The following is an 18,394-nucleotide window of genomic DNA, read 5'->3' as shown; positions in this document are numbered from 1 at the left end:
TCAGAGGTTCAGCGTGCAGGCCCGGCCCGCATAGGAGGTGCCGGTATCCCCGGTGCAGAAGGCATCGCCGCCATCCATGGGGAAGTCCTTGCGCAGGGGGTGGCCAGGGAAGTCCTTCCACATGAGAAGCCGCTCCAGGTTGGGGTGCCCGGTGAACGGAATGCCGAACATATCGAAGACCTCCCGTTCGGACCACTCGGCGGAGCGGAAGCGGACACTGAGGCTGGGCAAGGCCTCGCCCTCCCGCACCTGAGCCTTGAGACGGATACGCTCCTGGGTCACCAGGTTCAGGAAGTGATAGACCACATCAAAGCGGGGCTCCCGTTCGTACCAGTCCACGGCGGTCACATCCATGAGCTGCTGGAAGCCCTCCTCGAAGAGAAGGGCCGCAACCTCGGGCAGCCGCCCCGCAAGCACCACGACGGTGCGATCCCCCCGGAAGGCGTGGTGGTCCAGCACCGCACCGGGCATTGCCGATTCCATTCGCTCGATGATCATGCCGCCCCCTACCAGATCCGCTGCTCGCCGGCTTCCCCGGCCTCCAGAAGCATGTCCCGCACCGCCTGGAACTCCGTACACCCCTGGGCCTGCCTTTCCTGTTGGCGATCCCAGGACTGGTAGAAGGCCTCGAGGTGCTCCTTGCGATCCCGGAAGGACTCCTTCTCGATCTTCTCCTGGAGCTTCATGGCCCCCAGGATGATGGTCTCGGGCCGGGGCGGGCAGCCCGGCACGTAGACATCCACCGGGATGATCCGATCAATGCCCTGGAGGGTGGCATAGGTGCGGTAGACGCCCCCGGAGCTGGCACAGGCCCCCACGGAGATGACCCATTTGGGCTCGGCCATCTGGGCGTAGATCTGCCTCAGCACAGGCGCCTGCTTGTTGGTGATGGTCCCCAGGACCAGGAGGAGGTCCGACTGGCGGGGACTGAAGCGCAGCGCCTCGGCCCCGAAGCGGCTGAAGTCGTACTTGGAGGCCATCATGCTCATGAACTCGATGGCGCAGCAGGCGGTGCCGAAGGGCAGCGGCCAGAGGCTGTTCTTGCGTCCCCAGTTGAGCACCGCATCCAACCGGGTGGTCATCACCGCATCGTTGAGGAGGGTCTCGGCCATCTCAGCACTCCCATTCCAGGGCGCCTCGGCCCCAGACATAGATGTAGCCCACCAGCAGGGTGCCGAAGAAGCTCAGCATGGGCCAGAAGGTCCCGAGGTGGCCCTTGTACTGGACTGCCCAGGGCAGGAGGAAGGCCGCTTCCACGTCGAACAGGATGAAGAGCATGGCCACGAGGTAGAACTGGATGCCGTAGCGATGGCGGGCCCCCTCCTGGAGGGGGGGAACGCCGCACTCATAGGGCGTCAGCTTCTCAGGCCGCGGGTGATTGGGCTTGAGGAAGGCCGGCAGGATCTTCCCGGAAATCACGAGAATGGCCGCCCCCACAACCAGGGCGGCGAGAAACAGCACCAGCACAGGCAGGAATGGATGTACGGATTGGCTCATGGGGCTCCACCTGGATGGATCATACCGCCTCCTGATTCTCTGTAAGTGAGGCTATCATCGCCTAATGCTCGAGCGAGACTCCCAGACCCTCACGATCAGCCGCCAGGGACTGCTGCTGGTGACGGCCATGGGCGTCGGCCTCCTTACCCTGGTCTACGTGCTGGGCGTGCAGGTGGGCAAGCAGAGCGCCTCCCTGCGCCGCACGAATGCCCGGGCCTCCGGGGAAGACCTCGCAGAGCTCCCCGCCCCTCTGTCGGAACAGCTCAAGCCCTTCGAGGCCAATGTCCCGGCCGAGAAGCCCGTCCCCAAGCCTGAAGCCCCAGCCACCGTCCCAACTCCTGCCGTCGCGACTCCTCCGAAACCGGAACCCAAGCCAGAGGTCGAGCCCCCGAGCAAGTGGACCCTCCAGCTGGTTTCCACCACCGATGCCGCCGAGGCCGCCCGAGTGGCAGCCAAGGCCAAGGCCGCCGGGTACGCCACCGTCATCGTGAAGGACAAGAAGCAGCTCAAGGTGCGCCTCGCCAAGACCACGTCCAAGGAGGCGGCGGACGCCACGGCAAAAGCAGTCAAAGCCAAAGGGTTCAAGCCCTTCCCAGTCAAGGCCGACTGACCCCCCTGGACTTGCAAGCCTCAAGGCGTCATCATGTCTCCTACGGCCGGGACTTGACCCGCAGGGACGTCGGGTCGCCACAAAAGCCTGGACCAGGAGCACCCATGCTACGCCACTTCCTGCTTGGTAAGATTCACCGCGCCACAGTCACAAGAGCAAGCCTGGATTACGTTGGATCCATCACCCTGGATCCTTTGCTGATCGAAGCTGCCGGTTTCCTCGAGAACGAGAAGATCGACATCTACGACGTGACCAATGGTTCGCGCCTTTCGACCTACGTCATCCCCGGCATCCCGGGCTCCGGCGAGGTGGGCATCAACGGTGCCGCTGCCCATTTGGTGGACGCCGGGGACCTGGTCATCCTGGCGGCCTACGGCTGGATGTCCGAAGAAGAGGCCCAGGGCCGCCTGCCCAAGGTCGTCTTCGTTGATGCCCAGAACCGCATCACCTCCAAGGAATCCCAAGAGCGGACTCCCGCAGTGGCCAACGCCTTTGCCTGACCCTCTTCCCCTTTTCCGGGGAACTTGGTAGAAAAGAGAGCCATCCGGTCTGGTATGCCCGGTTTGGCAGTGGGGGTATCCCGAGCCGGGACCCGCCGGATTCTAAAGAGGTTATAGCCATGGATGTCCGCAGGTCCCTGGTGGTCAATTCGACCCCGTTGGAGACTCGCATTGCACTGCTTGAGAACGGGCAGCTCTGCGAACTATTTATTGAACGTTCATCCCAGATCAGCCAAGTGGGGGATATCTACAAGGGCCGGGTGGCCAAGCTCCTCCAGGGGATGCAGAGCGCCTTCGTGGCCCTGGGGGGGCCCAAGGATGGCTTCCTCTATCTGGATGAACCGGAGATCCACCGCCTCGGCGCTGAGGAGAGCCCCGAGGAGGAGGAGGAAGAGGAGCCGGAGACGGCCCTGGAGCTTTCGACTCTGCCCATCAACCTCCCCCCCCTCAAGGAGGGAGAGGACACCCTGGTGCAGATCGTGAAGGATCCCATCGGCAGCAAGGGGCCCCGCCTCTCCCGGCACCTCAGCTTCCCAGGGCGGTACCTGGTGCTCATGCCTGGGATCGAGCACGTGGGCATCTCCCGGAAGATCACGGTCCCCGAGGAACGGGATCGCCTGCGCCAACTCATCAAGAGCCACGCCCAGCCGGGTGAGGGATTCATCGTCCGCACCGCCGCCATCGGGGAGAAGGATGAGGATCTGATCGGGGATATCACCTACCTTCGGGAACTCTGGGCGGAGGTGCAGCGCCGTTCCCAGGGTGCCCCGGCCCCCAGCCTGGTATGGCGGGACATGGGCCTGCTCCAGAAGGTGCTCCGGGACCTCTTCCGGGAGGAGGTCTCCAGCTTCTGGGTGGACCGGGAAGACACCTACCTGGAGGTGGTCGAGTTCGTGAAGAAGCTCCACCCCGAGTGGGCGGAACGGATCAAGTTCTTCACCTCGGATCTGCCCATCTTCGATGCCTTCGCCATCGAGAAGGAGATCGAGGCCGCCCGGCACCCCAAGGTCTTCCTCAAGCACGGCGGCAGTCTGGTCATCAACCAGACCGAGGCCCTGGTGAGCGTGGATGTGAACACCGGCAAGTTCATGGGCAAGAAGGATCTGGAGGAGACGGTCTACCTCGCCAACCTGGAGGCCGTGCCCGAGGTGATCCGCCAGCTCCGGTTGCGCAACCTGGGGGGCATCATCGTCATCGACTTCATCGACATGATGGATCCCGCCCACCGGGCCGCCGTCATGAAGCGGCTCCAGGAGGAGCTGGCCCGGGACCGGAACCACGCCCGCGCCGTGGAGATCAGCGACTTCGGCCTCGTGGAGATGACCCGCAAGCGAACCGGCCCCAGCTTGGAACGGATGCTCACCACCGCCTGCCCCCACTGCGAGGGCTCGGGGCGTCGCCTCAGCCCCGAGACCGCCATCCTGTCGGTCTACCGCGAGATCGCCCGCATGGGGGAACGCCTGCAGGGAGCCACCCTCCGCATCCGGCTCCACCCCGAAATGCGGGAGGCCCTCCAGCACGAAGTCCGCGAGGGGCTCCTCCATCTCGTGAAGACCCTGGGCGCCAAGCTCCAGTGGGACGAACGCTCGGATCTCCCCATCGAGCAGGTCGGCTTCGAGGTTGTTCACGGGAAGGGGAAATGATGATTTCAGCCCTTGACAGCATCTATTTTTAGAATGAATCTAACAGCCATGAAGGACCTGATGGAGCGCCTTCGCCAATGCGGGATTCAACCAACCCCGCAGAGGCTCACAGTGGCTGAATTCGTCCTGGGCACGAATTCCCATCCCACTGCGGACGAAGTCTTCTCTCAGGTGCTGCCCAGCTGCCCCACCCTTTCCAGGGCCACGGTCTACAACACCCTGAACCTCATGGTAGAGAGAGGAATTCTGAAAGCCCAACGGATCCAGGACGAGCTTGTCCGCTTCGATGCCATGACTCAAGCTCACCATCACTTTGTCGATGAATCGACCGGGCAGATCTATGACATCCCTTGGGATGTTCTGCAGCTCCAGGGTCATGAGGAACTGAAGGACTTCGAGGTCACGGAGTACCAGGTGGTCCTGCGGGGCCGCCTGAAACCATAGCCAATCCCCCAGATCAGATCAGGAGTCCAGCCCGCACGAGGGCTGCCTTCAACTATTTCTCAACCACTACCGCCTTAGTGAAGCAGTAGTGCCCCCAGTCTGTCCCCATCCCCCTCCATGGGGGTTCGCATGACCAGAAAGTTCACCCCCCCGGGCGGGCGCCCCGGTTCCAGATATCCATCATTCTTGAGGAGAAACTGATGTCCAACGAATCGAAATGCCCCTTCCACCAGACCGTCGCCGGCGGAGGCACCACCAACCGCGACTGGTGGCCCGAGCAGCTGCGCGTGGACCTGCTGAACCAGCACTCCAACCGTTCCAACCCGCTGGGAGAATCGTTCGATTACCGTGCCGAGTTCAAGAAGCTGGACTACGCCGCGCTCAAGACCGACCTCAAGGCCCTGCTGACCAACTCCCAGGACTGGTGGCCAGCCGATTGGGGCACTTACACCGGTTTCTTCATCCGCATGGCCTGGCACAGCGCCGGCACCTACCGCCTGACCGATGGCCGTGGCGGCGGCGGTCGGGGCCAGCAGCGCTTCGCCCCGCTCAACAGCTGGCCCGATAACGTCAGCCTGGACAAGGCCCGCCGCCTGCTCTGGCCGCTCAAGCAGAAGTACGGCCAGAAGATCTCCTGGGGTGACCTGATCATCCTGGCTGGCAACGTGGCCCTGGAGAACAGCGGCTTCCGCACCTTCGGCTTCGGCGCCGGGCGCGAGGATGTGTGGGAACCCGATCTCGACGTGAACTGGGGCGAAGAGAAGACCTGGCTGGCCCACCGCGATCCGGAAGTCCTGGCCAAGAACCCCCTGGCCGCCACGGAGATGGGCCTGATCTACGTGAACCCGGAGGGCCCCAACGCAAGCGGGGACCCGCTTTCGGCCGCTCCCGGCATCCGCGCCACCTTCGGCAACATGGCCATGGACGACGAGGAGATCGTCGCCCTGATCGCCGGCGGCCACACCCTGGGCAAGACCCACGGCGCCGGTCCGGCCACGCACGTGGGGCCCGATCCGGAGGCCGCGCCCATCGAGCAGCAGGGCCTGGGCTGGGCCAGCAGCTACGGCAGCGGCGCGGGCCCGGATGCCATCAGCTCCGGCCTGGAGGTGGTGTGGACCCAGACGCCTACCCAGTGGAGCAACTACTTCTTCGAGAACCTGTTCAAGTACGAATGGGTGCAGACCCGCAGCCCGGCCGGCGCCATCCAGTTCGAAGCCAAGGACGCCCCGGAGATCATCCCCGACCCCTTCGATCCGGCCAAGAAGCGCAAGCCCACGATGCTGGTCACGGACCTGACCCTGCGCTTCGACCCGGGCTTCGAGAAGATCTCCCGCCGCTTCCTGAACGACCCCCAGGCCTTCAACGAAGCCTTCGCCCGGGCCTGGTTCAAGCTGACCCACCGCGACATGGGGCCCAAGGCCCGCTACCTGGGACCGGAAGTGCCGAAGGAGGACCTGATCTGGCAGGACCCCCTGCCCGCGCCGGTGCACGCCCCCACGGCGGCCGACATCGCCGACCTGAAGGCCAGGATCGCCGCCTCGGGCCTGTCGGTGGGTGACCTGGTCTCAGCGGCCTGGGCCTCGGCCTCCTCCTTCCGGGGGGGGGACAAGCGCGGTGGCGCCAACGGCGCACGCCTGGCCCTGGCCCCGCAGAAGGACTGGGCGGTCAACCAGCGGGCGGCTAAGGTGCTGCCGACCCTGGCCGAGATCCAGAAGGCCTCAGGCAAGGCGTCCCTGGCCGATGTGATCGTGCTGGCCGGTGTCGTGGGGGTGGAACAGGCCGCAAAGGCCGCCGGGGTGCCCGTCGAGGTGCCCTTCACCCCGGGCCGGGTCGATGCCCGCGCCGATCAGACCGACATGGCCTCCTTCGCGGTGATGGAGCCGGCAGCCGATGGCTTCCGCAACCATGGCCGTGGCGATGGCAAGATCTCCACCGAGACCCTGCTGATCGACAAGGCCCAGCAGCTCACCCTCACGGCGCCGGAACTGACCGCACTGGTGGGCGGCCTGCGGGTGCTGGGCGCCAACGCCGATGGCGGCTCCCATGGGGTGTTCACGGACCGAGTCGGCGTGCTCAGCAACGACTTCTTCGTGAACCTCCTGGATATGGCCACCGCATGGAAGGCCGCTGACTCCAGCTCCGAGCTCTTCGAAGGCCGTGACCGCAAGACGGGGGTGCTGAAATACACCGCCACCCGCCACGACCTGGTGTTCGGCTCAAACTCGGTGCTGCGCGCCCTGGCCGAGGTCTATGCCAGCAGCGACGCCAAGACCAAGTTCGTGCAGGATTTCGTGGGAGCCTGGACCAAGGTGATGAACCTGGACCGCTTCGACCTGGCCTGATGCTCGCCACCGGGGTAATGCCGCTCAGTCAACGCTGAGCGGCATTTTTCTGCCCGGTTATCGGCTTTTCAGGGTTCCAGTTTCTCAGGCTTGCAAAGCGAGTTCTTATCGTTGCTGGCCCGTCCACACTTCAGACAGAGGTAGGTCGGATTCCGGACAAGGTCCTTGTACGCCTCCAGGTCATCCTTGAGCACATCGTCCTTGACGAGCTTGCAGAAGGACTTCCCCCTCAGCTTCATGCTCAGGCCGGGGCACCGCCCCCTGCGGGGGGCATGGCCGAACCTGCCCCGCCGCTGCCGAGGAAGGCCTGGAGGGCCATATAGTTGGGACCAAGCTTCTCAACCTTCTCCTTTTCCAGTTCGTACTGGTCGAAGTGGCGCTCCTCATCCACGACCAGCGACTCAAAGAGCTGCTTGGAAGCGGAGTCCCGGTTCTCGGCGCAGGCTTTGGCTGAATCGTTATAGCTCTCCTGGCTGCCGTCTTCCATGGCCATGGCCTTCTTGAGCATATCGATGGGCTCGTGGATCTTCTCGACCGGACCCGCAGCCACCAGTTCCACATCCCCCTTGAGGAAGAGGATCCGCTCCGCAAGGCGTTCGATGTGGATCATCTCCTCGATGGCCGTACGCTTGAAGAGCATGGCCAGGGGCTTGAGATCCATATCGTCCAGAACAAAGTGGAAATACATGTACTGGTGCACCGCCTGCAGTTCATCTGCTACAGCCGTGTTGAGTAGGGCAATGCTCTTGGCGCGATCCATGGGACCTCCGGAAAGTGTTATGAGTCTATTCCAACTCCAATAGATTTTGGGTGCCCTTGAGGCGATTCTGTTCCAGGGGACCGTGGAACGATTACACTGGATGTTCCACACCGAGGTGCCCCCGTGAATCCCCTGCCCGCCAGATCAGCCATTCTTTTGCCGGAGTCCTGATATGACGGCAAAGATCCTGGTGCTGGCCAATCAGAAGGGGGGCGTGGGGAAGACCACCACGGCCATCAACCTGGCCGCATCCCTGGCCATGATGGAGAAGATGGTCCTCCTGGTGGACTTCGACCCCCAGGGGCACAGCACCACCGGCCTAGGCTTTCCCAAGCCCGATCGGCGGGCGGGTTCCTACGCCCTCATGAAGGGCGCCCCCGCCGAGGCCCTGATCCTGAGCACGGAAGTCCCCATGCTCCAGGTGATCCCCACGGGCAAGGATCTGGCCCAGCTGGAGTTCGAACTCTTCGAGATGCCCCAGCTCCAGGAACTGCGCAAGGCCCTGGAACCGGTCATGGAGCGCTTCGACTACATCCTCATCGACTCGCCCCCGGCCCTGGGCATGATCACCCTCAACGCCCTCACCGCCGCCGACGAGGTGCTGATCCCGATGCCCTGCGAGTTCTTCGCCCTGGACGGCCTGGCGGAACTCATGGAAACCATCCGACGCATCCAGGGCGGCCCCAACCCGGCCCTCAAGCTGGGGGGCATCATCCTGACCATGGCCGAAGAGCGCACCAACCTGGGTTCCGCCGTGGCCCACGAAGTCCGTCAGGCCTTTCCCGGCAAGGTCTTCCAGACCACCATCCCCCGCAACATCCGCCTGGCGGAAGCCCCCAGCCACGGCAAGCCCGTCGCCTTCTACGACCTCCGCTCCAAGGGAGCCCAGGCCTACCTGAACCTGGCCCGGGAAGCGGTGGGAGTGATGGAACCGACCCCAGCGAGAGAGAACTGATATGAACCTCAAGCGCCCCGCCCTCGGCCGAGGACTCACTTCCCTCATGAGCCAGATCAGCCCTGAGGACGCTCCCCAGCGGGAGCTGCCCATCGGCTCCCTGGTTCCCAACCGCCACCAGCCCCGCACCCACTTCGACGAGGAGGCCCTGGAGAACCTGGCCGCCAGCCTTTCGGTGCACGGCATGGTCCAGCCCATCGTGGCCCGCAAGGTGGGGAACCAGTACGAGATCATCGCCGGCGAACGCCGCTGGCGGGCCGCCCGCCGCGCGGGCCTGGCCATGGTCCCGGTGGTGCTCAAGGAGGTCGCGGACGACCGCCTGCTGGAGTTCGCCCTGGTGGAGAACATCCAGCGCCAAGAGCTGAATCCCATCGAGGAGGCCAAGGCCTACTGGCAGCTCGGCGAACACCTGCGCCTCACCCAGGAGCAGGTGGCGGACCGGGTGGGCAAGAGCCGTCCCCAGGTGGCCAACACTCTGCGGCTCCTCCGCCTTCCCTCCCCCATCCAGGACCACGTGGCCATGGGCAAGCTTTCCGCAGGTCACGCCAAGGTCCTCCTGGGCCTGGAGGATGCCCGGGTCCAGGAGCAGCTGGCCGAAGAAGTCATAAACAACCAATTGAGCGTCCGAGCCCTGGAGGCCCGCATCCTCCAGCTCACCCGAGCCCGGAAGATCAAGCGCAAGCATCCCCAGGCCCTCTTCCTCAAGGCCGCCTCCGAGGAACTGACCCAGGCCTGGGGCACCCGGGTGGAGATCAAGCCCAAGGGCAAGGGGGGTGCCCTCACCCTCCACTACGGCAGCGAGGCTGAGCTGGACCGCCTCTTCGAGGCCATGAAGCAGGGCCCCCGGAAGGGTTGAAGTCATGAACATCTACCAGAAGATCCAGAACGTCGAAGCCCGGGGCCACTGGGGCATCAAGCCCAGCCTGGCCAACCCGGTGGCTCTGCTCGAAGGGCTGGGCCACCCGGAGCGGGACTTCCCGGCGGTACTCATCGCGGGCACCAATGGCAAGGGCTCCACCGGGGCCTTCATGGCCAACGCCCTGAGGAGCGCGGGGCTCAAGGTGGGCTGGACGACCTCGCCCCACCTCGTCTCCCCCACGGAGCGCATCTGGCTCGACGGCGCCCCCATCACCCTGGAAGCCCTGGACCGCCTGCTGGATGAGGTCCTCGCCGTCGAGGCTCGGCTCGGGATCGAGGCCACCTACTTCGAGATCCTCATGGCCTGCGCCATCCTCGCCTTCCGGGAGGCCAAGGTGGACCTCGCCCTGGTGGAGGTGGGCATGGGAGGGCGCTGGGACGCCGCCAACGCCCTGGATCCTATCCTCTCCGTGCTCACCAACATCGCCCTGGAACACACCGCCTTCCTGGGGGATACCCGGGAGGCCATCGCCCGGGAGAAGCTCTGCACGGCCCGCACGGGCAGGCCCCTGGTGCTGGGCCCGACCCTGAGCCCCGACTGGATCCGCCCCCTCCTGGAGTGTGAGCCCCGGGTGTTCCAGGCATCAGGCCAGGGCGCCGATGCCATGGCCTGGGACCACAGCATCGTCCAGGGCCACCGCGTCGGCCTGGCGGGTCCTCACCAGCTCAGCAACCTCGGCACCGCCCTCTGTGCCCTGGAGCAACTCAAGACCCTCGGGTTCCAGCTTTCCAGCGAAGCCCTCTGGCGCGGCATCGAGACCACCCAGTGGCCCGGACGCTTCTGGCTGGTCCCGGGCCTTGACCGGGTCTGGATGGACGGAGCCCACAACCCCGACGGCGCCGCCGTGCTGGCCCGCCACGCCCGGGACTGCGGCATCAAGCCCCACCTCTACTTCGGATCCATGGGAGACAAGGACCTGGAGGGCGTGGCCAGGGAACTGCGCAGCATCCAGCCCCTCTCCGTCACCCTGGCCAAGGGCGAAAACGAGCGCTACGCGACAGCCGAGGCCCTGCGCGCCATCTGGGGCCAGGAGCTCCGGGTGCTGGACATCGAGACCCTGGGACAGGAGCTCCGACGCCCCTGCGAGGGCATCCGCCTAGTGACGGGCTCCCTCTACCTCATCGGAGACATCCTCCGCACCATGGGTATCGCCCCTTACGGTTCCCCCGCCGGAAACCGGTAAGGCCCCATGCGCTGGCCCTTCCTCCTCCCCCTGCTGCTGAGTCTGGCCTGCGCCGGTTCCCCCCTGCGGATTGCCTCCGTGGAGCGCTCGGGGGAGCCCCCTTACGACAGCGGCGATCGGCTCTACCGGGTAACCGGGGATGGATGGGAGGACCTCAAGGTCGGAGGCAATCTGGACCTCCGGCGTCCAGGGGATCGCCGCTCCCTCGGACGACTGGAGGTTGTCTCCGTGGGCAGGGGTTTTGTCCTGGCGAGGATGGCCGACCGGGGCGACACCTACCCCCTCGTGGGGGATCTGGCCGTCTCCCGGGATATCCGTCCCCAACCCCTGCCTGGCCTGCCTGACCTCGACCCCAATCCCCTGCCTGTCCTGGCCAGTCTGGCTCCCCAGGTGCCCCAGGCCAACCAGCTGCGGCTCCAGGAACCCATCTTCTTCATCAGGGGCCAGAGCGCCCTTTCCCCCGGGGGCGAGAAGAAGGTGGACAGCTGGGTCCAGGCCTACGGCAGGGACGGCCGCTGGTTCCTGCTCTACCCCGCCGACCCCCGCCAGACCGAGGAGTTGGTCCAGGCCCGCTGCCAGGCCCTGAAAGCCAAGCTGGGGCAACTGGGCATCCGTTCCGTGGAGATCCGCCGGGGCCCTTTTGAAAGCCATGAGAAGTACGATTTCGTCCGGGTTGGACGAGAGCCCTGACCTTCTGAACCCGGTTCGGCCAGCACTGGCCATGGAGGGGCGAAAGATTGCCTCACGCGGAGCCGCGGAGAAACGCGGAGGGAAGAAGCAGGCGCTCAGCGTCGCTGCCCCTCGGCGCATCGGGCATCTCCTTTATCAGCCCTCTCCGCGCCTCCCCGTGGGACTGTTTTTCGCAAGCGGCGACGCCCCTCCGGCATCCGGCAGTTCCCGCCGGTCGCCGATGACCCGGGCCGGAACCCCAGCGACAACGGCCCACTCGGGCACATCGTGGGTCACCACGGCACCCATGCCCACCACGGCATGGTCGCCGACTCGCACACCGTCCGTGATCCCGGCATTGGCGCCGATCCAGACGTCGGAGCCGATGACGATTCCGTGAGAACGCACGGGCTGGCGGTGGATCAGGCGGTCCGGCGCCAGCCCGTGATCGAAGGCGTAGAGCGTGGCTCCGGTGGCGATGCGGGTGTCGTCCCCAACCACCAGCCCCTTGGCCCCTCCATCAAGGCTCGCCCGGGCGTTGACCGAGACCCGCTTTCCCAGGGTGATGGGACCGTGCATGAAGACCTCCGCCGAGATGGCACAGCCCTCCCCGATCTCAATGCCCCTCCCCGGCTCTCCGAAGAGCCGGGCCTCGGGCGCCACGAAGGCCCCGGGTCCGATGCGGATGGTCTCCAGGGCCTGGAGGCGCTCCTGCACCTCGCGCTGCCAGGCCTCCGCCCACTCCCTGTGCCGGGGCTTCAGGGCGAAATAGAGCCAGGGCATCCAGGAGAGGCGAAGCTTGTGCTGGGCACGGAAATCATCAGGTGAGGGGGACACAGTTACTCCGTCAAGGCAACGACCGGCGAAGCGGAAACGGTCATTCCCTCTATCATCCCCTTTCAGGCCCAACGTCATAGATGGAACCCGATCCAAGCCCTGTCATCTAGGCGGCGCCCGCCGCAATCTCAACCTTTTCGCCGGGCCGGATGCCCGCAAGCCAGGTCCCGAGACGGTCCAGGATCCACGGCGGAATGGCACAGAACAGATCGCTTTCCCGGCAATCCTCAGTGAAGATATCCAGCCCCCCCTTGCCATCCATCACGGCAACGTAGAGGCAGCCGTTCCGGTGCCGGAAGGCAACGATCCTCTCCCAGGTACCGGGGCTCTGGCAGCTGGGGCAGGACGCCTTCTTCCCGCAGCTAGGATTTGTTGTCTTGAGGAACACGCATATCCCCTTCAAAGATTTCAATGAGATTTCCGCTGTTGTCATGGATGAACACACCAACCGTTCCCCATACCCTGGCGGTCATGACCACAGGAACCCCCATGTCTTCCAGTGACTTCCGGGCTTCCTCTGCATCGTTGACCGTGAGTGACAGGTGCTTGTTCCCGTGGGTCATGAGATCCGTGTTCGGAAGTTTCCGCCCCTCCGGCAGGGGATTCCCACCGATGGGCTCGAATACCTCCAGCACGAACCCCGGCCCTTCCATATGGGCGACCCGGACATCGACGCCAGGGATCGCTTGGCGGCAGATCAGCCGGAACCCCAACACCCTCCGGTACCATTCCACCGTCGCCTCCAGGTCGGGGACACTGATGGCGAAATGGTTCACACCTTTAGTTGCCAATGGCATCATTCGCTCCAATATATTAACATTTTATTTTTCAAACACGGCTTCTCAGGACATAAAGACCGTCGTGGAAGGTGTCGATGAAAATATTGCCCCTATTGTCAACAATAACGTCCTCCGTGGTCGCGATCCTCGGCCCCGGGTAGTGGCAGTCGAACTTGTAGGAGGTGGGGTCAGGCGGAATAAAATAGGCGATCTCCCGGGGCACGAAGGGGTCGCTGATGTCGTACACCCGGAGACCGGCGTGAAAGTAACAGCAGTAGAGCCGGTCGTTCCGGTCCTCCAGTGCTGGATGTTCGTGGGGCTCATGGATGTTGTGGGGGCCGAAGGGCCCGGGGCATCCGATGCCGCAGTCGTTGAAGTTGGGAAAGGGATAGTCGGCTGGCACTTCCGGATAGGGGAAGATCGAGATCAGGGTGGGGTCGGTGACATCGGAGACATCCACCATGCCGATGACATTCATGGGCTGGGCAACCCCCTTCACGACCTCCTTCGAGAAGCAGGGGAAGCGTTCCCCCTCATTCGTGAAGATGGCGTAGGGACGCTTCGAGAGGGGCATCACGGTATGGCAACGGGCACCGGATAGCTTCCCGCCCAGCGTCGGGTAGGTCTTGAGCTGGCCGACCAGCCTCGGGGTGCGGAGGTCTGAGATATCCAGGACGACCATGCCCGCACCGTTGTACCCACAGTATGCATGGCTGCCCTTCACCGAGGGTGGCCCGTGCATGCCGGCCCGGGAGAGGGGGAAGGGTTCGGGAAGCTGATCCTTCGCCCGGATACCGGCCTCCCACTGCTCGGGCATCCACCAACGCCCGACCTCCACGGGATGGGTGGGATCCGCCAGATCCAGGACACGGTAGATCATGTTGGAATAGCCGTCGCAGGTGGCCGAAAGGTGCGCGTAACGACCGCCACTGTAGTAGAAGCGATGGACCCCCAGACAGATGTTGTCGCAGGCCTGGGGCTCGCTGGCTATCCAGGTCGAGAGCAGCTTCGGGTTCTCGGGATCCGTCCTGACATCGTAGATCTGAAGACCGGCGATATAGGGATCATCGGCACCGATGCCGTGCAGGAAGGGGATGCCCGTGCCCAGGGCGCAGAGCATCAGGCCATCCGCCACCTGGATCTTGTTGGTGACCTGTCCCGACAGCTCCGGACCGGGCAGGAAGCGGACGAACCGGGGGGCAGCGGGATCCGTCACCTCCAGGATCGTCCAGCCGGAATGGCGGAAATGGGAGACGTAGAGGTAGTACCGCCCCTCCACCTCCTGCATGGCCATCTGGAAACCGGGCCTGTCCTGGAGGTCGTGGTAGCCGATCAGCTCCATGTTCTTGATGTAGTGTTTCCCAATGTTCATGGGGAAGTCCTTTCTTTAGGGGTCGTCGCAGCCTCAGCGGCAGTTCCCCGGGAGGCGCGTCCCCGCCATGCCTGCGTAGACCGCGAAGCGCTTGGTGACATCGAGCTGGGCCTGGAGTTCCATGCAGCCCTCGGGATTGGCCCGTTCCACGATCCGGTAGCGTTTCTCGTACGGGACGTAGTTGCTCAGGGCACCGGCAGCGCCGCCTTCGGACTGCATCTCCTCGACCAGGGGAACGGTATTCCAGCTGTTTTTCCGCCCCTGGGAGTTCCATTCATCAGAAAGTCCCCCCATGGTGGACGAGGGCGTAATGGGGTAGATCGCAATCACTTGGGCAATCGTTTCAGGCGTGGTTGAGAACGTCTCTTCCAGGGCACGAAAGACATTGGGCCCCACCCGGGTGCGAGGTGTGGGTGGGGCCCCTTTCCGCCGGGATTAGGCGACGGAACCGGCGGCTCTCCGGGCGCAGACCCGGGGAGCGCTCTCCCGGAGGAAAAGCCCGCAGAAGGTCATCAGAACGAGGCTGGCCACTCCCACATACATGGCCGCAGCGAGGCCGAAGCGATCGCCGACGAAGCCCACGATCGGAGGGGCCACGGCGATGCCGAAGAGCTCCCCGAAAGCCACGATGATGCCGATGGTCTTGGCAAGGTGCTCGCCGGACACGGAATCCGAGGGGATGACCTGCAGACAGATGGGAGCGTTGCCCCAGCAGGCCGTGCCCGTGACCAGGAGGATCAGGAAGAGCCCACCCATGGGAATGTTCGGGGTCGCAACCACGATCACGGTTCCGAGGATGCCGATGAGGGTGCCGATCACCGTGACCGGCTTGCGGCCGAAGTTGTCCGAGAGCTTGGAATTGAGGATGGCGCCCAGGCAACCGCCGAGACCCAGGGCCGAAAGCAGGAGCCCCGCAGCGTTCCCGGGGAGACCCTTGACCTTGGTCAGGAAGAGCAGCCCGAAGCTCAGCCAGGTCCACAGCCAGACCAGCCAGGTGGCGGAGAGCAGACCAGCCAGGACAATATTCCGATCCTTGAAAACCGAACTCCAGGGGGTCCGGGGCGTTCCCTGGTGACGGGCGTGGGCAAGGGGCTGGGCATCCCGCACCTTGGTGGAAATGACATAGGCCAGGATGATGCCCGGGATGATGGTCAGGTAGCAGGCCCACTGCCAGCCCCACCGGGAAGCAACCAGGGTGGCGTAAATCGGGGCGATGCAGGCACCGAACAGAGGGAAGGAGGAATTGTAGAGGCCCAGGGCGGTGCCCCGGCTCTCGTCCGGCGACTGCTCGGCGATCTGGGCCGCTCCACTGGTGTAGAAGGAACCCTCCGCAGCGCCGATCACGGAACGGATGCCGATCAAGGTCGCGAAATTCGTGGCGAAGCCCGTGAGGAAGGAGCTGATCGAGAAGATGATGACCGAAGGCAGGATCACCTTCTTGCGGCCGTACTTGTCCGAGAGCGCTCCGCCCAGGGAGGCCATGATGAGGTATAGCACGGACATGCAGGTCATGATGAGCCCAGCCTGGGCATAGGTCATCCCGAAATAGGGGATGACGAAGGGGAAGAGCATGGCGATCAGGAGGCGGTCCAGGGAGGCGAAGCCCCAGGCGAAGGTATAGGCCGCCACCAGCGTCCTGGTGGGATTCCAGAAGCCTTCTTGTTTCATATCATTGCTCCCAAAGCAAAGGGGGGTGGAGCGGGCAGGGGTGCCCCCTGCCCGCGACTCGGAGCACCTTGAGCGGAGAGGGGCCCGGATCAGCCGGGCTGGTAGACGTAATGGTTGAGGGGAACCTCGGTCCTGCTCACAGCCATCTCCCCGCCGACATTTTCGAGATCGACCCAGTAGGGATTGGCTGAGTCATCCCGGGAGGGGAAGTCCTCCCGGATATGCCAGCCCCGGGTCTCCTTGCGTTCCAGGGACGCCCGGAAGAACATCTCGGCGCAGAGCACCATGGCCTTGGTCTCGATGCAGGCGCTGAGGCTGTGTCCGTCGCTGGCCACCAGCTTGGGCAGTTCAGCCTTCAGTGCCAGGGTCTCCGCCAGGGCAGCCTTGAGGCGATCCTCCCGCTTGAGAGCCGAATTGGGAACCGGCGTCATGATGCACTGGATCTTCCAGGTCAGTTCGGCGGCGGTCACGCCCTGGGAGCGGTAAAGGGGCACCAGCATATCCTCTTGGAGCGCCTGGAGCTGAACCGGATCGATCTGGCCGGGCTTCTCTAGGCCGGTGACATAGTCGGCGGCGGCGGGTCCGGCATGGATGCCGTGATAGACGGCGGCGATGAGGCCGCTCCCACGGTTCCGCCCCGGAGGTGCTGGCACGGCACCGAAGATCTGGATGCCCCCGGCGCAAATGTCTCCGGATGCGAAGAGCCCCTTGATGTTGGTCATCCAGTTGTCATCGACATTCACGGGTCCGAATTCGCCGATGAATCCGGGGGCGACCTCCTTCATCTTGCTGGAGGTCTTGTAGCCGCCCATCTTGTTCTTCTCCCAAAGAAGATGCCACCACTTGTGGGCGAAGGGCCTGAACCAGTTGTCGGCGGCACGTCCCACCTCGGGCACGATGTTCATCCCCTGGGGGGTGGAGGGGTAGTCGTTCTTCTCGGTGTCCTCAAAGATGGGACCGTTGCCTGCCGCCACTTGCTTGTACATGCTGATCGACTGCGTTCCGCCCAGATCGGCCCCACCGAAGGTGTCCTTCAGGTTGCCATCCAGATCGGCGCGATCGTCCATGAACTCGCCCTTGGCGTTGAACATGGCGTTTTCGCTGCCGTAGGAAACCTGGAAGTGCTCCACGGAGATCATGTTCACGAAGCTGCCGAACTCGGCGCCCCGCATCCTCGCCCCCGCGCGCCAGGCCGTGGCAATGCCTTCGCCCCGGCTGCTGGACCACATCCGCATCACTCGCCAGTTCTGGTTGCCGTTGGCGAGAACGACCGCCTTGGCCTTGAAGACAAGGATTTCCGCGGTGACCAGATCGAAACCGATGGCACCGCAGACCTGATCGCCATCGGTCAGCAGATCGACGATGGCCACCTTCTCCATGAACTCCACGCCAGCCTGCCGGGCATGCTTCGCCATGGGGATCAGCATGTCCAGATCGACCACAAACATCTTCCAGGGAATGATCGGGTGGGCCTGGAAGGCATCATCCCGGGCCCGGAAGCTGACCCCCCAGGACTCCCACTTGTCCAGGGTCTTGACGGTGGAGTGGGCGTAGCGGCGCAGACGGTCCTGGTTGTTGAGGTAATCGCCGAGGTTCCGGGTGTGGTACTCGACGTAGGTTTCTTCGGCTCCCTCGGGGATGTACGAGATGTGGCCGCCGCCTTTGTTGGCCTTGCCCCCGAAACCGACGCAGGCCTTGTCCACGGCGAGGACCTTCAGGGCCGGATTCTTCTCCTTGGCCGTGATGGCTGCGGACAACCCGGAAATACCATGACCAACGATCAGAATGTCTGTGCTTATGACTTTCCCGAAATGTTCGATGCTGTTCATCTTGACTGCTCCTATCCCTACTTGTTTCCGTAACAAGAAGCCATGGGTTTCGCGTAATCGATGATGACCGTCAAGGCGCCCACCGGGCAGGAGACCTCGCAGTAGTTGCATTCCACGCAATCCTCGGGATAGGCCGCGTACGGCTGGCGCGTGGCTTTGTCGACTCTGAACACATCGTTCCAGCAAGACTTGAAGCACATGCCGCACTTGGTGCATAGAGTCGAATCTATTTTAATAAGATTCATATGGCCTCCGAAAATTTAAACCCAATTAACCAAAACAAAATTAAAGGCATAAACCACACACTAATGCATGCCAGTCAGGCATTGACATCTGCCTTGCCGTATTGCGAGACTCAGCCAAAGAGATGATTTTGACAGTCTTTTT

General features: G+C 64.0%; 21 protein-coding genes and 1 pseudogene. 9 read left to right on the top strand and 13 right to left on the bottom strand.

From position 1 onward, the window contains the following. From HOLFODRAFT_RS21280 to HOLFODRAFT_RS0213315, 3 genes are read right to left on the bottom strand one after another with little or no spacing between them, the layout of a single operon-like run. A complete protein-coding gene (locus tag HOLFODRAFT_RS21280) occupies nucleotides 1-498 on the bottom strand; it encodes an NADH-quinone oxidoreductase subunit C (protein WP_005036101.1) in 498 nt (165 codons plus the stop codon). Between the two features lie 8 nt (nucleotides 499-506). Further along, nucleotides 507-1,112: an NADH-quinone oxidoreductase subunit B gene (locus HOLFODRAFT_RS21275; RefSeq protein ID WP_005036100.1), complete on the bottom strand. Its 606-nt coding sequence runs from the start codon at nucleotides 1,110-1,112 to the stop codon at nucleotides 507-509. 1 nt (nucleotide 1,113) lies between these two features. Next, nucleotides 1,114-1,497, bottom strand: a complete 384-nt coding sequence (locus HOLFODRAFT_RS0213315; RefSeq protein WP_005036097.1) for an NADH-quinone oxidoreductase subunit A — start codon at nucleotides 1,495-1,497, stop codon at nucleotides 1,114-1,116. Nucleotides 1,498-1,561: 64 nt separating this feature from the next. Between HOLFODRAFT_RS0213315 and HOLFODRAFT_RS0213310 the strand changes: the two genes are divergently transcribed. From HOLFODRAFT_RS0213310 to katG, 5 genes are all read left to right on the top strand, one after another. After that, nucleotides 1,562-2,107, top strand: coding sequence for an SPOR domain-containing protein (locus HOLFODRAFT_RS0213310; RefSeq protein WP_005036093.1), 546 nt, complete (start codon nucleotides 1,562-1,564; stop codon nucleotides 2,105-2,107). 104 nt (nucleotides 2,108-2,211) lie between these two features. Next, entirely contained in the window at nucleotides 2,212-2,607 is a 396-nt protein-coding gene (gene panD / locus HOLFODRAFT_RS0213305) for an aspartate 1-decarboxylase (RefSeq protein WP_005036091.1), read from the top strand. A 119-nt stretch (nucleotides 2,608-2,726) separates the two neighbouring features. Then, a complete protein-coding gene (locus HOLFODRAFT_RS0213300) occupies nucleotides 2,727-4,250 on the top strand; it encodes an Rne/Rng family ribonuclease (RefSeq protein WP_005036090.1) in 1,524 nt (507 codons plus the stop codon). Between the two features lie 33 nt (nucleotides 4,251-4,283). Further along, nucleotides 4,284-4,694, top strand: coding sequence for a transcriptional repressor (locus HOLFODRAFT_RS0213295; RefSeq protein WP_084053655.1), 411 nt, complete (start codon nucleotides 4,284-4,286; stop codon nucleotides 4,692-4,694). 200 nt (nucleotides 4,695-4,894) lie between these two features. Then, nucleotides 4,895-7,036: a catalase/peroxidase HPI gene (gene katG / locus HOLFODRAFT_RS0213290; protein WP_005036086.1), complete on the top strand. Its 2,142-nt coding sequence runs from the start codon at nucleotides 4,895-4,897 to the stop codon at nucleotides 7,034-7,036. 68 nt (nucleotides 7,037-7,104) lie between these two features. Here the strand turns inward: katG and HOLFODRAFT_RS24995 are convergent, their stop codons facing one another. Continuing rightward, complete coding sequence (locus tag HOLFODRAFT_RS24995) at nucleotides 7,105-7,275, bottom strand: hypothetical protein (RefSeq protein ID WP_005036084.1); 171 nt, start codon at nucleotides 7,273-7,275, stop codon at nucleotides 7,105-7,107. Between the two features lie 2 nt (nucleotides 7,276-7,277). Further along, on the bottom strand, nucleotides 7,278-7,796 hold the full coding sequence (locus HOLFODRAFT_RS0213280) for a ferritin-like domain-containing protein (protein ID WP_005036082.1): 519 nt from the start codon (nucleotides 7,794-7,796) through the stop codon (nucleotides 7,278-7,280). A gap of 172 nt (nucleotides 7,797-7,968) precedes the next feature. On the opposite strand from HOLFODRAFT_RS0213280, the gene HOLFODRAFT_RS0213275 reads away from it, so the two are divergent. From HOLFODRAFT_RS0213275 to HOLFODRAFT_RS0213260, 4 genes are read left to right on the top strand one after another with little or no spacing between them, the layout of a single operon-like run. Beyond that, on the top strand, nucleotides 7,969-8,751 hold the full coding sequence (locus HOLFODRAFT_RS0213275) for a ParA family protein (RefSeq protein WP_005036080.1): 783 nt from the start codon (nucleotides 7,969-7,971) through the stop codon (nucleotides 8,749-8,751). A gap of 1 nt (nucleotide 8,752) precedes the next feature. Beyond that, entirely contained in the window at nucleotides 8,753-9,607 is an 855-nt protein-coding gene (locus HOLFODRAFT_RS0213270; protein WP_005036077.1) for a ParB/RepB/Spo0J family partition protein, read from the top strand. Nucleotides 9,608-9,611: 4 nt separating this feature from the next. Further along, nucleotides 9,612-10,853, top strand: coding sequence for a bifunctional folylpolyglutamate synthase/dihydrofolate synthase (locus HOLFODRAFT_RS21270; RefSeq protein WP_005036075.1), 1,242 nt, complete (start codon nucleotides 9,612-9,614; stop codon nucleotides 10,851-10,853). A gap of 6 nt (nucleotides 10,854-10,859) precedes the next feature. Further along, complete coding sequence (locus tag HOLFODRAFT_RS0213260) at nucleotides 10,860-11,543, top strand: hypothetical protein (protein ID WP_005036074.1); 684 nt, start codon at nucleotides 10,860-10,862, stop codon at nucleotides 11,541-11,543. Nucleotides 11,544-11,678: 135 nt separating this feature from the next. On the opposite strand, the gene HOLFODRAFT_RS25560 is transcribed toward HOLFODRAFT_RS0213260, so the two are convergent. From HOLFODRAFT_RS25560 to HOLFODRAFT_RS21260, 8 genes and pseudogenes are all read right to left on the bottom strand, one after another. Continuing rightward, complete coding sequence (locus HOLFODRAFT_RS25560) at nucleotides 11,679-12,305, bottom strand: acyltransferase (RefSeq protein WP_052572615.1); 627 nt, start codon at nucleotides 12,303-12,305, stop codon at nucleotides 11,679-11,681. Between the two features lie 160 nt (nucleotides 12,306-12,465). Beyond that, nucleotides 12,466-12,747 carry a hypothetical protein gene (locus HOLFODRAFT_RS24580; protein WP_005036072.1) on the bottom strand — a complete coding sequence of 94 codons (282 nt, stop codon included), beginning with the start codon at nucleotides 12,745-12,747 and terminating at the stop codon, nucleotides 12,466-12,468. Then, nucleotides 12,722-13,156, bottom strand: a complete 435-nt coding sequence (locus HOLFODRAFT_RS21265; protein ID WP_005036071.1) for a VOC family protein — start codon at nucleotides 13,154-13,156, stop codon at nucleotides 12,722-12,724. The genes HOLFODRAFT_RS24580 and HOLFODRAFT_RS21265 overlap by 26 nt, the downstream gene beginning before the upstream one ends. Before the next feature lie 31 nt (nucleotides 13,157-13,187). Further along, complete coding sequence (locus tag HOLFODRAFT_RS0213240; RefSeq protein ID WP_005036070.1) at nucleotides 13,188-14,510, bottom strand: LVIVD repeat-containing protein; 1,323 nt, start codon at nucleotides 14,508-14,510, stop codon at nucleotides 13,188-13,190. Nucleotides 14,511-14,696: 186 nt separating this feature from the next. After that, nucleotides 14,697-14,882 (bottom strand): annotated as a pseudogene (locus tag HOLFODRAFT_RS25820) (hypothetical protein); the annotation flags it as partial. Between the two features lie 63 nt (nucleotides 14,883-14,945). Beyond that, on the bottom strand, nucleotides 14,946-16,178 hold the full coding sequence (locus HOLFODRAFT_RS0213230) for an MFS transporter (RefSeq protein ID WP_005036067.1): 1,233 nt from the start codon (nucleotides 16,176-16,178) through the stop codon (nucleotides 14,946-14,948). An 89-nt stretch (nucleotides 16,179-16,267) separates the two neighbouring features. Continuing rightward, nucleotides 16,268-18,007, bottom strand: coding sequence for an FAD-dependent oxidoreductase (locus tag HOLFODRAFT_RS0213225; protein ID WP_005036066.1), 1,740 nt, complete (start codon nucleotides 18,005-18,007; stop codon nucleotides 16,268-16,270). A 17-nt stretch (nucleotides 18,008-18,024) separates the two neighbouring features. Then, nucleotides 18,025-18,252 (bottom strand): 4Fe-4S dicluster domain-containing protein, encoded by a 228-nt coding sequence (locus HOLFODRAFT_RS21260; protein ID WP_005036064.1) that lies wholly within the window; start codon nucleotides 18,250-18,252, stop codon nucleotides 18,025-18,027. Nucleotides 18,253-18,394: the final 142 nt, after the last annotated feature.

It is taken from the genome of Holophaga foetida DSM 6591 (genome assembly GCF_000242615.2).
In the GTDB taxonomy this organism is placed as follows: domain Bacteria; phylum Acidobacteriota; class Holophagae; order Holophagales; family Holophagaceae; genus Holophaga; species Holophaga foetida.
This window is presented reverse-complemented; position numbering and strand designations above follow the sequence as displayed.

Excerpts from the sequence above, each read along its gene's own strand:
- HOLFODRAFT_RS21280 (WP_005036101.1), bottom strand. The coding sequence starts at position 498 with ATGATCATCGAGCGAATGGAATCGGCAATGCCCGGTGCGGTGCTGGAC.
- HOLFODRAFT_RS0213260 (WP_005036074.1), top strand. The coding sequence starts at position 10,860 with ATGCGCTGGCCCTTCCTCCTCCCCCTGCTGCTGAGTCTGGCCTGCGCC.
- HOLFODRAFT_RS0213275 (WP_005036080.1), top strand. The coding sequence starts at position 7,969 with ATGACGGCAAAGATCCTGGTGCTGGCCAATCAGAAGGGGGGCGTGGGG.
- HOLFODRAFT_RS21260 (WP_005036064.1), bottom strand. The coding sequence starts at position 18,252 with ATGAATCTTATTAAAATAGATTCGACTCTATGCACCAAGTGCGGCATG.
- katG (WP_005036086.1), top strand. The coding sequence starts at position 4,895 with ATGTCCAACGAATCGAAATGCCCCTTCCACCAGACCGTCGCCGGCGGA.
- HOLFODRAFT_RS0213240 (WP_005036070.1), bottom strand. The coding sequence starts at position 14,510 with ATGAACATTGGGAAACACTACATCAAGAACATGGAGCTGATCGGCTAC.
- HOLFODRAFT_RS0213310 (WP_005036093.1), top strand. The coding sequence starts at position 1,562 with ATGCTCGAGCGAGACTCCCAGACCCTCACGATCAGCCGCCAGGGACTG.
- HOLFODRAFT_RS0213230 (WP_005036067.1), bottom strand. The coding sequence starts at position 16,178 with ATGAAACAAGAAGGCTTCTGGAATCCCACCAGGACGCTGGTGGCGGCC.
- HOLFODRAFT_RS25560 (WP_052572615.1), bottom strand. The coding sequence starts at position 12,305 with ATGCCCTGGCTCTATTTCGCCCTGAAGCCCCGGCACAGGGAGTGGGCG.
- HOLFODRAFT_RS0213225 (WP_005036066.1), bottom strand. The coding sequence starts at position 18,007 with ATGAACAGCATCGAACATTTCGGGAAAGTCATAAGCACAGACATTCTG.
- HOLFODRAFT_RS0213280 (WP_005036082.1), bottom strand. The coding sequence starts at position 7,796 with ATGGATCGCGCCAAGAGCATTGCCCTACTCAACACGGCTGTAGCAGAT.
- HOLFODRAFT_RS24995 (WP_005036084.1), bottom strand. The coding sequence starts at position 7,275 with ATGAAGCTGAGGGGGAAGTCCTTCTGCAAGCTCGTCAAGGACGATGTG.
- HOLFODRAFT_RS21270 (WP_005036075.1), top strand. The coding sequence starts at position 9,612 with ATGAACATCTACCAGAAGATCCAGAACGTCGAAGCCCGGGGCCACTGG.
- panD (WP_005036091.1), top strand. The coding sequence starts at position 2,212 with ATGCTACGCCACTTCCTGCTTGGTAAGATTCACCGCGCCACAGTCACA.
- HOLFODRAFT_RS21275 (WP_005036100.1), bottom strand. The coding sequence starts at position 1,112 with ATGGCCGAGACCCTCCTCAACGATGCGGTGATGACCACCCGGTTGGAT.
- HOLFODRAFT_RS21265 (WP_005036071.1), bottom strand. The coding sequence starts at position 13,156 with ATGCCATTGGCAACTAAAGGTGTGAACCATTTCGCCATCAGTGTCCCC.
- HOLFODRAFT_RS0213300 (WP_005036090.1), top strand. The coding sequence starts at position 2,727 with ATGGATGTCCGCAGGTCCCTGGTGGTCAATTCGACCCCGTTGGAGACT.
- HOLFODRAFT_RS0213295 (WP_084053655.1), top strand. The coding sequence starts at position 4,284 with ATGAATCTAACAGCCATGAAGGACCTGATGGAGCGCCTTCGCCAATGC.
- HOLFODRAFT_RS0213270 (WP_005036077.1), top strand. The coding sequence starts at position 8,753 with ATGAACCTCAAGCGCCCCGCCCTCGGCCGAGGACTCACTTCCCTCATG.
- HOLFODRAFT_RS0213315 (WP_005036097.1), bottom strand. The coding sequence starts at position 1,497 with ATGAGCCAATCCGTACATCCATTCCTGCCTGTGCTGGTGCTGTTTCTC.